The sequence below is a fragment of the Pseudomonas sp. P7759 genome, assembly GCF_013386445.1.
Lineage (GTDB): Bacteria > Pseudomonadota > Gammaproteobacteria > Pseudomonadales > Pseudomonadaceae > Aquipseudomonas > Aquipseudomonas azotoformans_A.
Genome location: NZ_JACART010000021.1, coordinates 54,828 through 67,357, shown reverse-complemented (window position 1 = coordinate 67,357; position 12,530 = coordinate 54,828). Strand labels below are relative to the sequence as shown.

Here is a 12,530-nt window from a genome sequence, read left to right as displayed (position 1 = left end):
GTGGCGACCATCATGAAGAAAGTCGATGCAGTGATCGTAGGTTTTGGTTGGACCGGCGCGATCATGGCCAAGGAGCTGACGGAAGCCGGCCTCAACGTGGTAGCGCTGGAGCGCGGCCCGATGCAGGACACTTACCCGGACGGCAACTATCCCCAGGTCATCGACGAATTGACCTACAGCGTGCGTAAGAAACTCTTCCAGGATATCTCCAAGGAGACGGTGACCATCCGCCATAGCGTGAATGACGTCGCCCTGCCCAACCGTCAGTTGGGTGCGTTCCTGCCGGGCAATGGCGTGGGCGGTGCGGGTCTGCATTGGTCGGGCGTGCATTTTCGTGTCGACCCGATCGAGTTGCGTATGCGCAGCCATTATGAAGAACGCTACGGCAAAAACTTCATTCCCAAGGACATGACCATCCAGGACTTCGGCGTGAGTTATGAAGAGCTGGAGCCGTTCTTCGACTACGCAGAAAAAGTCTTCGGCACCTCCGGCCAAGCCTGGACCGTGAAAGGCCAACTGGTTGGCGAAGGCCGAGGCGGCAACCCTTACGCGCCCGACCGTTCCAACCCGTTCCCGCTGGAGTCGCAGAAAAACACCGTCTCCGCACAGCTGTTTCAGAAAGCGGCTAGCGATGTGGGTTACAAACCCTACAACCTGCCATCAGCCAATACCTCGGGGCCTTACACCAACCCCTACGGCGCCCAGATGGGCCCGTGCAACTTCTGCGGTTTTTGCAGCGGCTACGTCTGCTACATGTACTCCAAGGCGTCGCCGAACGTGAACATCCTGCCGGCGTTGCGCCAGGTGCCGAATTTTGAACTGCGGCCCAATTCCCACGTGCTCAAGGTCAACCTCGACAGCACTAAGAGTAAGGCCACTGGCGTGACGTACATCGACGCCCAGGGCCGGGAATGCGAGCAACCGGCGGATCTGGTGATCCTCGGCGCGTTCCAGTTCCACAACGTGCGCTTGATGCTGCTTTCCGGTATCGGCAAGCCCTACGACCCGATCACCAACGAGGGCGTGGTGGGCAGGAACTTCGCCTACCAGAACATGGCGACCATCAAGGCGTTCTTCGACAAGGACACCCACACCAACAACTTCATCGGCGCGGGCGGCAATGGCGTGGCCATCGATGACTTCAACGCCGACAACTTCGACCACGGGCCCCATGGCTTTGTGGGCGGTTCGCCGATGTGGGTCAACCAGGCCGGTAGCCGGCCGATTGCCGGTACGTCCAACCCGCCGGGCACCCCAGCCTGGGGCAGTGCCTGGAAGCGCGCCACTGCCGATTACTACACCCACCAGGTGTCGATGGATGCCCACGGCGCCCATCAATCCTACCGGGGTAACTACCTGGATCTGGACCCGGTGTACCGTGATGCCTACGGCCAGCCGTTGCTGCGGATGACATTCGACTGGCAGGAAAACGACATCAAGATGAACCGCTTCATGGTCGAGAAAATGGGCAAGGTCGCTGAGGCGATGAACCCCAAGGCCATTGCCGTGCTCGGCAAAAAAGTCGGCGAGCACTTCAACACGGCGTCTTACCAGACCACCCACTTGAACGGTGGCGCGATCATGGGCACCGATCCGAAAACCAGTGCGTTGAATCGCTATCTGCAGTGCTGGGATGTACACAACGTGTTTGTCCCAGGCGCATCCGCTTTCCCACAAGGCTTGGGCTACAACCCTACAGGGCTGGTGGCGGCGTTGACCTATTGGTCGGCGCGGGCCATCCGCGAGCAGTACCTGAAAAACCCCGGCCCACTGGTTCAGGCATAAGGAGCGATGACCATGAAAGCACTTGTTATCGCGACCTTCGCGTTTTTCAGCAGCTGCTCTGTCAGCGCCGCTGAAACGGACTTGATCAAGCAAGGTGAATACCTGGCCCGCGCGGGTGACTGCGTGGCTTGCCACACGGCCAAAGGTGGTAAACCCTTTGCTGGCGGCCTGCCAATGGAAACCCCGATTGGCGTGATCTATTCCACCAACATCACCCCGGACAAGACCGGCCTGGGCGACTACAGCTTCGAGGACTTCGACAAGGCCGTGCGCCACGGTGTCGCCAAGAGCGGTAGTACGCTTTACCCGGCGATGCCTTACCCGTCTTACGCACGCGTCAGCGACAGCGATATGCAGGCGTTGTATGCGTACTTCATGAAAGGTGTCGAGCCCGTCGCCCAGGAGAACAAGGCCAGCGACATTCCGTGGCCCCTGAGCATGCGCTGGCCGTTGGCGGCATGGCGCTGGATGTTTGCGCCTTCTGTCGAGGAGCATCAGGCCCAAGCCGAGGCCGACCCGGTGATCAGCCGGGGCGCCTACCTGGTGGAAGGCCTTGGCCATTGCGGTGCGTGCCACACGCCACGGGCGTTGACCATGCAGGAAAAAGCCCTGAGTGCCACTGACGGCAACGCCTTCTTGTCCGGCAGCGCGCCGCTGGAAGGTTGGATCGCCAAGAGCCTGCGCGGTGACCACAAGGATGGCCTGGGCAGCTGGAGCGAGGGACAACTGGTGCAGTTCCTCAAAACCGGCCGCAGTGACCGCAGCGCGGTGTTTGGTGGCATGAGCGACGTTGTCGTCCACAGCATGCAGTACATGTCGGAAAATGACCTGACCGCTATCGCCCGTTACCTCAAGAGCCTGCCGGCGGTGGATCCCAAGGATCAGCCGCATCAGTACGACAAGCAAGCGGCCGAGGCATTGTGGAAAGGCGACGACAGCCAGCGCGGCGCCTCGGTGTATATCGACAACTGCGCGGCCTGCCACCGTACCGATGGCCATGGCTACACGCGGGTGTTCCCGGCGCTGGCGGGCAACCCGGTGTTGCAGACGGCGGATGCCACCTCGTTGATCAACATCGTGTTGAACGGCGGCACCTTGCCGGCGACCCACGCGGCGCCGTCGACCTTCACCATGCCGGCGTTTGCCTGGCGGCTGTCGGACCAGGAAGTGGCGGATGTGGTCGGTTTCATCCGTGCCAGTTGGGGCAATCAGGGCGCGCCGGTGAAGGCCAGCGATGTGAAGGACCTGCGCCACAACGACATGCGCACTACCTCCGGTGATGACTTGGGGCAAGTGACGCAGAAGCACTGAGGCTAGCCTGACCGCCAAACGGCACTGGTCAGAACCCTCGCGCCTCGATACTGTATATAAAAACAGTATCGAGGCGCTTTCATGTCTACTCCGCTGCCGCCCCGTGGCCGGGGCACGGCCACCAACCTGCATAACCGCTTTGCGCCTACGGTGAGCGTCGCCGAGGACGATGGCTGGTTTCAGGAAGTGCCACCGACCCAGGGCACCGAAGTGCGTATCGAGACGGCCAAGAGCATCATCACCCGCAATAACTCGCCGGACTTGCCGTTTGATCGTTCCATCAACCCCTATCGTGGCTGCGAGCATGGCTGTATCTACTGCTATGCGCGGCCCAGTCATGCCTATTGGGACATGTCGCCGGGGTTGGATTTCGAAACCAAACTGATCGCCAAGACCAATGCCGCGGACGTGCTGGAGCAGCAGCTGTCGAAGCCGGGTTATGTGTGCGCGCCGATCAACCTGGGTTCCAATACCGATCCGTACCAGCCGATCGAGCGTGAGTACAGGATTACCCGGCAAACCCTCGAGGTGCTGCTGCGTTATCGCCATCCGGTGACCATCATCACCAAGGGCTCGCTGATTTTGCGCGACCTGGACCTGCTCACCGAGTTGGCGCGCCAGCGATTGGTGGCGGTAATGATCAGCCTCACCAGCCTGGACGATGAGCTCAAGCGCATCCTGGAGCCCCGCACGGCGGCGCCCAAGGCACGGTTGCGGGCGATTCGGGTGATGCGTGAGGCGGGGATCCCGGTGGGCGTGCTGTGTTCGCCGATGATCCCGATGATCAACGACAGCGAATTGGAGAGCCTGCTGACCGAGGCCCATGCCGCTGGCGCGCAAAGCGCGGCGTACATGATGCTGCGCCTGCCGCTGGAAGTGGCGCCGCTGTTCGAGGAGTGGCTGGCGGCGCATTACCCGCAACGGGCGGCCCATGTGATGAGTCTGGTGCGCCAGGTGCGTGGCGGTGAGGTGTATGACAGCCGCTTCGGCGTACGCATGCGCGGTGAAGGGCCGTTTGCGGACTTGCTGGCCCAGCGCTTCAGCAAGGCGATCAAGCGCCTGGGGCTCGATCGACGGGAAGATTTCAATCTGGACTGCACGGCCTTTTGCCCGCCGGGCAGGCAGATGGCTTTGTTGTAGACTGAAGAGGAAAGGTTTGCCTTTCTTGTAGGAATGGTCTCACTTTGACATCACTGAAACCCGCGATCTAGAGCGGTTCATTCAGTTTGAGTTAAGTTTCGACGGTTACCTTGTTCAGCGAGTGACTGATGAGTCGACTGCCCGGTTTTGAAGCGTTTGCAACTGTTTTTCTGGCCCGGCGTCGAACTGACCTGAAAGCTCCCCTGCATTAATCAAGAGGATGAATCATGAGTGACCAGGATAAACAGCCGTTGGCTGCGTCGGCTTCAGCCCCTCAGGTGGCGGAAACCGCCGATGCAGCGCTTAAGCATATCGTTGACGGCTTTTTGCATTTTCATCACGACGTCTTCCCCCAGCAGGAAGAACTGTTCAAGAAACTCGCCACGGCCCAGAGCCCGCGGGCGATGTTCATCACGTGCGCCGACTCGCGCATCGTGCCCGAGCTGATCACCCAGAGTTCGCCTGGCGACCTGTTCGTGACGCGTAACGTCGGTAACGTGGTGCCGCCTTACGGCCAGATGAACGGCGGTGTGTCCACGGCCATCGAATATGCGGTGCTGGCCCTGGGCGTGCAGCACATCATCGTCTGCGGGCACTCCGATTGCGGCGCCATGCGTGCGGTACTCAACCCCGCCAGCCTGGAGAAGATGCCAACAGTCAGGGCCTGGTTGCGGCATGCCGAAGTTGCCAAGTCCATGGTTGAAGACAACTGTGACTGCGCCAACGAAGGCGAGAGCATGAAAGTGCTGACCGAAGAAAACGTCATCGCCCAACTGCAACATTTGCGCACCCACCCTTCCGTGGCTTCGCGCATGGCCAATGGTCATTTGTTTATCCATGGTTGGATCTACAACATCGAGACCAGTGAAATCCGGGCCTACGATGCGGACCAGTCAGCGTTCCGCTCGTTGAGCGGCGACGGGCCGATTCCTTCCGCGACGCCTAAAGCGCGCTTCTAAAACACTTCCCTGCCGGGTAAAGCGGTGGCTGCCATGGACGCAGCCAGGCTTTGCCGCGCCCGGCGAATGCCTCGGGAGAGTCATCATGCGTGCTGCTCAATTGAAAGCTGTATTGCCACGGGAGCTGCTCGCCTCGGTGGTTGTGTTTCTGGTCGCCCTGCCGTTGTGCATGGGGATCGCGATTGCCTCTGGCATGCCGCCGGCAAAAGGTCTGATCACCGGGATCATTGGTGGCCTGGTAGTGGGTTGGCTGGCAGGCTCGCCGCTGCAGGTCAGTGGCCCGGCCGCAGGCTTGGCGGTGTTGGTGTTCGAGCTGGTGCGCCAGCACGGCATGCTGATGCTGGGGCCGATCCTGTTGTTGGCGGGCTTCCTGCAATTGGTGGCCGGGCGTTTGCGCCTGGGCTGCTGGTTCCGCGTCACGGCGCCGGCGGTGGTGTACGGCATGCTGGCGGGGATTGGCGTGCTGATTGTGCTGTCCCAGATTCACGTGATGCTCGACGGCGCGCCCAAGCCTTCCGGGCTGGATAACCTGGCGGGGTTCCCGGCGGCGTTGGCCGAGGCGATCCCAACCCTGGGCGGCGGCCTGGGGTGGCAGGCGGGATTGCTGGGTTTGTCGACGATGCTGGTGATGTACGCCTGGGACAAATTGCGCCCGCAACGCCTGCGCTTTGTGCCGGGCGCCTTGTTGGGTGTGGGCCTGACCACTGTGGTGAGCCTGGTGCTGGCGCTGCAGGTCAAGCGCGTGGAAGTCCCGGAAAATCTCGCTGACGCTATCGACTGGCTGCGCCCCAGCGACCTGCTCAACCTCGCCGACCCTCAATTGCTGATCGCCGCCTTTGCCGTGGCGTTTATTGCGAGCGCCGAAACCCTGCTTTCCGCTGCGGCGGTCGATCGTATGCACAGTGGTCAGCGTTCTGATTTCGATAAGGAGTTGTCCGCCCAAGGTGTAGGCAACATGCTCTGTGGCCTGGTCGGTGCCTTGCCGATGACCGGTGTGATCGTGCGCAGCTCGGCCAATGTGCAGGCCGGTGCGACCACCCGTCTGTCGGCGATGTTCCACGGCCTGTGGCTGCTGGCGTTCGTGCTGTTGCTGTCGAGTGTGCTGCAAAGCATTCCGGTGGCAAGCCTGGCGGGTGTGTTGGTGTACACCGGGATCAAGCTGGTGGACATCAAGGCGTTCAAGGCGCTGGGGCGGTATGGGCGTATGCCGATGTTTACCTACGCGGCCACGGCGTTGGCGATCATCTTTACCGACCTGCTGACCGGCGTGCTGGTGGGCTTCGGGTTGACGTTGGTCAAACTGGCGTTCAAGGCGTCACGCTTGAAAGTGAGCCTGATCGATTTGCCCCAGGAAGGCGAAATGGAGTTGCGTCTGACGGGCGCGGCGACTTTCCTGAAAGTGCCGGCGCTGACCCAGGTGCTGTCGGCGGTACCGGCGGGGACGACCTTGCATGTGCCGTTGAGCAACTTGAGCTACATCGACCATTCCTGCCTGGAGTTGCTGGAGGAATGGGGGCGGGCCAATGCGGCCAAGGGCTCGACGCTGGTGATCGAGGCGCGTGGGTTGAAGCGAAGGCTGGAAGGTCGGGTCAGGATGACGACGGGGATAGGTTCCGCGCCAGCCTAACCACCCAGCAACCCTGTGGGAGCCGGGCAAACCCGGCTCCCACATTTGATCGTTTGCGACCCAGGAAACTAAGCCGGCTGATCCAACGCCAACTCAACCCCCAACTGTCGCGAAAGGCACGGCCAGCGCTTCCACGCGGCTTCCGTGTCCGGGCTCTTGAGCGTCTCGCGGTAGGCTTCTACCGACTCCAGCGCAAAGCTGTCTTCGTTGAGCATTTCATCCACCGCCAAATGCACGGCTTCATCCAACTTGTTGGCGAACGCTTCGCCGATCAACTGGTGGGCGATCAGGTTAGCCACCGTGGTATCCGCCGGAATCAGCGGCTGGCCAAAGTGCTTGATATACAGATCATTCACCTCTTCAACCAATCGATGCGCCAAGTAGGCCTCGTCCAGCAGGCCGTCGAGGCCTTCGTGGCCGGCCAGGATCGCGGGTGGTTGCAGGAAGAAATGCTCGGCAATCTTCAGCACCGGCTTGATCTGGCTTTCGATTCCGGCTTCGCGGGCCACGTCGTTGGCGGCGTCCAGCAAATCCGGGACGAGGTCGATGTAGGCGCTGACAAAGCGGGTCATGACAATGTTGCGATCACCGTCAGCCAGGGAAATGGCCGAATGCAGGTGCGGCAATTGTTTTTCCAGTTGCTGGGCAAGCTGGCCCGTGCTGGCTTCGTGTTGATGGGCACGGGAAATCTGCTCGCGCAATGCGGCGGTGTTCATGAAAGCTCCAGTGATGCAGGCGTAGGAAAAGGGAGAGGATAAGGTAGCTCGTTTATACGAGCGCCTAAGACGCATTTGTCATAATTATTTCATGGTTATGCGCCCGCGTTATATCGAATTGCCATCGTTCGTCGGATAAACGATTCCGCGCCCGGTTTTATTAGCCCCGACCGCCCATTTCTACTCATTTGCCCCTACACATTGCGGGGTTGCAGAGCCTGTCTATACTCGGATTTGTACGCGATTAGCTGATGACGCCAGACTGCATAAGCAGGCAAGGCCAGGCGGTTGTAAGCAGTATGGAAGCCGCTCCCTTCGACGCAGGTGCAAACCGGCGGGATAACAAGAACGATAAGGGGAACCCGCAATGATGCGACATCCACACGTTTGGATGGGCCTCCTGTTGTGGTCAGTATTCGGCCAGGCACATGCCGCCTGGACAACGAATATGGCGCCAGGGGCGACAGAAGTCAGTCACGCTGTGTTCGACCTGCACATGACCATTTTCTGGATCTGTGTGGTGATCGGCATCATCGTGTTTGGCGCGATGTTCTGGTCGATGATCGTTCATCGCCGGTCCACGGGCCAGGTCGCGGCCAAGTTCCACGAGAGCACCACCGTGGAAATCCTCTGGACGGTCGTGCCCTTGCTGATCCTGATCGCGATGGCCATTCCAGCTACCAAGACCCTGATCAATATCTATGACAGCAGTGAGTCGGATATCGATATCCAGGTCACCGGCTACCAGTGGAAGTGGCATTACAAATACCTGGGCCAGGACGTGGAGTTCTTCAGCAACCTGGCCACGCCCGCCGAACAGATCCATAACCAGGCCACCAAGGGCGAACACTACCTGTTGGAAGTCGACCAGCCGCTGGTGTTGCCGGTGGGCGCCAAGGTGCGCTTCCTGGTGACCGCCGCTGACGTGATCCACTCCTGGTGGGTGCCGGCCTTTGCGGTCAAGCGCGACGCCATTCCCGGGTTCGTCAACGAGGCCTGGACCCGCGTTGAGAAACCCGGCATCTACCGTGGCCAATGCGCCGAACTGTGCGGCAAGGACCACGGCTTCATGCCCATTGTGGTCGAGGTCAAGTCCAAGGCCGACTACGAAACCTGGCTGGGTGAGCGCAAGGAAGAGGCCGCCAAGCTCAAGGAGTTGACCTCCAAAGAGTGGACGCTCGAAGAGCTGGTGGCCCGTGGCGACAAGGTCTACCACACCACCTGCGTGGCCTGTCACCAGGCCGAAGGCCAGGGCCTGCCGCCGATGTTCCCGGCGCTCAAGGGCTCCAAGATTGCGACCGGCCCTGCGGCTGACCACCTGAGTATTGTCTACCACGGCAAGCCCGGCACCGCGATGGCGGCCTTCGGCAAGCAGCTCTCGGAAGTGGACATCGCCGCCGTGGTGACCTACGAGCGCAATGCCTGGGGCAACAACAAAGGCGACATGGTCACGCCTAAAGACGTGCTGGCCATCAAGCAGGCGGAAAGCAAATGACCTCTCTCAAGGCGTTTACCTCGACCCGCCCCGCCCACTCGCTTGCAGGAGAACGGCCATGAGCGCTGTGATCGATGACCATGGTCACGCCGACCATGCCCACGGCCCCGCCAAGGGGTTGATGCGCTGGGTGCTGACCACCAACCACAAAGACATCGGCACCATGTACCTATGGTTCGCCTTCGCCATGTTCCTGCTTGGCGGCTCGTTCGCCATGGTGATCCGCGCCGAGTTGTTTCAGCCCGGCCTGCAGATCGTGCAGCCGGCGTTCTTCAACCAGATGACCACTATGCACGGGCTGATCATGGTGTTCGGCGCGGTGATGCCGGCATTCGTCGGCCTGGCCAACTGGATGATCCCGTTGATGATCGGCGCGCCCGACATGGCCCTGCCGCGCATGAACAACTTCAGTTTCTGGCTGTTGCCGGCGGCGTTCCTGCTGCTGGTTTCGACGCTGTTTACGCCCGGCGGAGGGCCGAACTTCGGCTGGACCTTCTACGCGCCGCTCTCCACTACCTACGCGCCGGAAAGCGTGACGTTCTTTATCTTCGCGATCCACCTGATGGGCATCAGTTCGATCATGGGCGCGATCAACGTGGTCGCCACCATCCTCAACCTGCGTGCGCCCGGCATGACCTTGATGAAAATGCCGTTGTTCGTGTGGACGTGGCTGATCACCGCGTTCCTGCTGATCGCGGTGATGCCGGTGCTGGCGGGTTGCGTGACGATGATGTTGATGGATATCCACTTCGGCACCAGCTTCTTCAGTGCGGCCGGCGGTGGTGACCCGGTGTTGTTCCAGCACGTGTTCTGGTTCTTCGGTCACCCTGAGGTGTACATCATGATCCTGCCGGCCTTCGGTGCCGTCAGCTCGATCATCCCGACCTTCTCGCGCAAGCCGTTGTTCGGCTACACCTCGATGGTCTACGCCACGGCGAGCATCGCGTTCCTGTCGTTCATCGTCTGGGCGCACCACATGTTTGTGGTGGGCATTCCGCTGGTGGGCGAGCTGTTCTTCATGTACGCCACGCTGCTGATCGCCGTGCCCACAGGGGTGAAGGTGTTCAACTGGGTCAGCACTATGTGGCAAGGCTCGCTGACCTTCGAAACGCCGATGCTGTTTGCCGTGGCCTTTGTGATCCTGTTCACCATCGGCGGGTTCTCCGGGCTGATGCTGGCGATCGCCCCGGCGGACTTCCAGTACCACGACACCTATTTCGTGGTGGCGCATTTCCATTACGTACTGGTGCCCGGCGCGATCTTCGGCATCTTCGCCTCAGCCTACTACTGGCTGCCGAAATGGACCGGCCACATGTACGACGAAACCCTGGGCAAGCTGCACTTCTGGCTGTCTTTCGTGGGCATGAACATGGCGTTTTTCCCGATGCACTTCGTCGGGCTGGCGGGCATGCCGCGCCGGGTGCCGGACTACAACCTGCAGTTCGCCGACTTCAACATGGTTTCTTCGATTGGCGCGTTCATGTTTGGCGCTACGCAGATTTTCTTCCTGTTCATTGTGATCAAGTGCATCCGTGGCGGCCCGCCGGCACCGGCCAAGCCTTGGGATGGCGCCGAAGGCCTGGAGTGGAGCGTCCCGTCGCCGGCGCCGTACCACACCTTCACCACGCCGCCGGAGGTCAAATGAACACTCTATGGGGCTGTGAACACCGTCAATGTGGGAGCGGGCTTGCTCGCGAAAGCGGTGTATCAGTCGCCACAAGGAGTGACTGGAAAACCGCATTCGCGAGCAAGCCCGCTCCCACTTTGACCGAGTTCGCTTTAGGTGAGCGTCATGGCTGAATCCATGCCCACCAAGCGCCTGGTCACCCGCCTGCTGATCCTGGTGGTGGCGATGTTCGCCTTCGGCTTTGCACTGGTGCCGATCTACGACGTGATGTGCAAGGCGTTTGGCATCAACGGCAAGACAGCCGGGCAGTACGAGGGCTCGCAGGTGGTGGACCCAACGCGTCAGGTGCGTGTGCAGTTTTTGTCCACCAACGCCATCGACATGGTCTGGGATTTTTATGCCAAGGCTGACGAAGTGGTGGTCAATCCGGGGGCGGTGACCGAGATGCTGTTCGTGGCCCACAACCCCACCGACAAGCCGATGACGGCCCAGGCTGTGCCCAGTATTTCCCCGGCCGAAGCGGCGATGTATTTCCACAAGACCGAGTGCTTTTGCTTCACCCAGCAAGTGCTGCAACCGGGCCAGCGCATCGAGATGCCGGTGCGTTTCATTGTCGACCGCGACATGCCCAAGGATGTGAAGCATCTGACCCTGGCGTACACGCTGTTTGATATCACTGCGCGCCAACCGCCGGTGGCTGCCCACAGCGGCGGCTAGCTACTGTTTGCCCCCTCAATCAGGAGAGCGAATACATGTCGTCTCATGATACGTACTACGTACCAGCGCAAAGCAAATGGCCAATAATTGCCACGTTTGGCCTGTTGATCACGGTGTACGGGCTGGGTCTGTGGTTCAACGACCTCAAGGCCGCGCGGGCGGAATCCCACGGCCCGTGGATTTTTTTCGTCGGCGGGCTGTTGTTGGCCTACATGCTGTTCGGCTGGTTCGGCGCGGTGATCAAGGAAAGCCGCGCCGGTTTGTACAGTTCGCAGATGGACCGCTCGTTCCGCTGGGGCATGACCTGGTTCATCTTCTCCGAGGTGATGTTCTTTATCGCCTTCTTCGGTGCGCTGTTCTACGTGCGCCACATGTCGGCGCCCTGGCTGGCGGGTGAAGGTTCAAAGGGCGTCGCACATATGCTGTGGCCGAACTTCGAATTTGCCTGGCCGTTGCTGAATAACCCCGACCCGAAAATGTACCCGGCACCGGAAGGCACCATCAGCCCGTGGGGCCTGCCGCTGGTGAACACCATCCTGCTGGTGAGTTCCAGCGTGACCATCAACATCGCCCACCACGCGCTGCGTAAAGGCCATCGTGGTGCGCTGAAAATCTGGCTGGCGATTACCGTGCTGCTGGGCCTGGCGTTCCTGGGGTTTCAGGCCGAGGAATACATCCACGCCTATAAAGAGCTGGGCCTGACTTTGGGCTCGGGGGTGTATGGCGCGACGTTCTTCATGCTCACCGGGTTCCACGGCGCTCACGTCACCATCGGCACCATCATTCTGTTCGTGATGCTGATGCGAATCCTCAAGGGGCATTTCAACGCCGAGCACCAGTTCGGTTTCGAGGCGGCCAGTTGGTATTGGCACTTTGTGGATGTGGTGTGGATCGGCCTGTTTTTCTTCGTCTATGTGCTGTGAGGCGCTTTACCACGGCGCATGAGACACCAGTTGGCCGCTGAAAAAGCCCCAGGCGATCAGCGCTACGGTGATCACGGCCAGTACGACACGCACGGTCAAGGCAGTGACGAGGCGATTGGAGTTGCCCTCGTCCTTGACCAGGAAGAACAAGCCACTGAACAGGCTCACGACGGTCGCGATCAGCATCAGGGCAATAGCGGCTTTGAGCATGGTCGGGCTCCAACGGGATG

General features: G+C 60.6%; 11 protein-coding genes. 9 read left to right on the top strand and 2 right to left on the bottom strand.

Features of this window, described 5'->3' with window-relative positions; all coding sequences use genetic code 11:
* From HX823_RS17825 to HX823_RS17805, 5 genes are all read left to right on the top strand, one after another.
* Entirely contained in the window at positions 1-1,785 is a 1,785-nt protein-coding gene (locus tag HX823_RS17825) for a GMC family oxidoreductase (protein WP_038851101.1), read from the top strand.
* Positions 1,786-1,797: 12 nt separating this feature from the next.
* Positions 1,798-3,096 carry a cytochrome c gene (locus HX823_RS17820; protein WP_177075784.1) on the top strand — a complete coding sequence of 433 codons (1,299 nt, stop codon included), beginning with the start codon at positions 1,798-1,800 and terminating at the stop codon, positions 3,094-3,096.
* Positions 3,097-3,177: 81 nt separating this feature from the next.
* On the top strand, positions 3,178-4,236 hold the full coding sequence (locus HX823_RS17815) for a PA0069 family radical SAM protein (protein ID WP_177075782.1): 1,059 nt from the start codon (positions 3,178-3,180) through the stop codon (positions 4,234-4,236).
* Between the two features lie 227 nt (positions 4,237-4,463).
* Positions 4,464-5,195: a carbonic anhydrase gene (locus tag HX823_RS17810; RefSeq protein WP_033899200.1), complete on the top strand. Its 732-nt coding sequence runs from the start codon at positions 4,464-4,466 to the stop codon at positions 5,193-5,195.
* 85 nt (positions 5,196-5,280) lie between these two features.
* Positions 5,281-6,822, top strand: a complete 1,542-nt coding sequence (locus HX823_RS17805; protein ID WP_095014126.1) for a SulP family inorganic anion transporter — start codon at positions 5,281-5,283, stop codon at positions 6,820-6,822.
* Between the two features lie 68 nt (positions 6,823-6,890).
* Here the strand turns inward: HX823_RS17805 and HX823_RS17800 are convergent, their stop codons facing one another.
* On the bottom strand, positions 6,891-7,538 hold the full coding sequence (locus tag HX823_RS17800; protein ID WP_033899204.1) for a hypothetical protein: 648 nt from the start codon (positions 7,536-7,538) through the stop codon (positions 6,891-6,893).
* A 367-nt stretch (positions 7,539-7,905) separates the two neighbouring features.
* On the opposite strand from HX823_RS17800, the gene coxB reads away from it, so the two are divergent.
* The 4 genes from coxB (at position 7,906) to HX823_RS17780 (ending at position 12,300) form a co-directional block, all read left to right on the top strand.
* On the top strand, positions 7,906-9,033 hold the full coding sequence (gene coxB, locus HX823_RS17795) for a cytochrome c oxidase subunit II (RefSeq protein WP_033899206.1): 1,128 nt from the start codon (positions 7,906-7,908) through the stop codon (positions 9,031-9,033).
* 58 nt (positions 9,034-9,091) lie between these two features.
* Complete coding sequence (gene ctaD, locus HX823_RS17790) at positions 9,092-10,678, top strand: cytochrome c oxidase subunit I (RefSeq protein WP_033899208.1); 1,587 nt, start codon at positions 9,092-9,094, stop codon at positions 10,676-10,678.
* Between the two features lie 147 nt (positions 10,679-10,825).
* Positions 10,826-11,377: a cytochrome c oxidase assembly protein gene (locus HX823_RS17785; RefSeq protein WP_177075780.1), complete on the top strand. Its 552-nt coding sequence runs from the start codon at positions 10,826-10,828 to the stop codon at positions 11,375-11,377.
* Between the two features lie 35 nt (positions 11,378-11,412).
* Entirely contained in the window at positions 11,413-12,300 is an 888-nt protein-coding gene (locus HX823_RS17780; RefSeq protein WP_177075778.1) for a cytochrome c oxidase subunit 3, read from the top strand.
* Positions 12,301-12,306: 6 nt separating this feature from the next.
* Here HX823_RS17780 and HX823_RS17775 read toward each other — a convergent pair whose 3' ends face one another.
* Positions 12,307-12,510 (bottom strand): twin transmembrane helix small protein, encoded by a 204-nt coding sequence (locus HX823_RS17775; protein ID WP_016978774.1) that lies wholly within the window; start codon positions 12,508-12,510, stop codon positions 12,307-12,309.
* Positions 12,511-12,530 lie beyond the last annotated feature (20 nt).

Coding starts and splice junctions, on each gene's coding strand:
- HX823_RS17775 (WP_016978774.1), bottom strand. CDS start 12,510: ATGCTCAAAGCCGCTATTGCCCTGATGCTGATCGCGACCGTCGTGAGC.
- coxB (WP_033899206.1), top strand. CDS start 7,906: ATGATGCGACATCCACACGTTTGGATGGGCCTCCTGTTGTGGTCAGTA.
- HX823_RS17800 (WP_033899204.1), bottom strand. CDS start 7,538: ATGAACACCGCCGCATTGCGCGAGCAGATTTCCCGTGCCCATCAACAC.
- HX823_RS17780 (WP_177075778.1), top strand. CDS start 11,413: ATGTCGTCTCATGATACGTACTACGTACCAGCGCAAAGCAAATGGCCA.
- ctaD (WP_033899208.1), top strand. CDS start 9,092: ATGAGCGCTGTGATCGATGACCATGGTCACGCCGACCATGCCCACGGC.
- HX823_RS17815 (WP_177075782.1), top strand. CDS start 3,178: ATGTCTACTCCGCTGCCGCCCCGTGGCCGGGGCACGGCCACCAACCTG.
- HX823_RS17785 (WP_177075780.1), top strand. CDS start 10,826: ATGGCTGAATCCATGCCCACCAAGCGCCTGGTCACCCGCCTGCTGATC.
- HX823_RS17805 (WP_095014126.1), top strand. CDS start 5,281: ATGCGTGCTGCTCAATTGAAAGCTGTATTGCCACGGGAGCTGCTCGCC.
- HX823_RS17810 (WP_033899200.1), top strand. CDS start 4,464: ATGAGTGACCAGGATAAACAGCCGTTGGCTGCGTCGGCTTCAGCCCCT.
- HX823_RS17820 (WP_177075784.1), top strand. CDS start 1,798: ATGAAAGCACTTGTTATCGCGACCTTCGCGTTTTTCAGCAGCTGCTCT.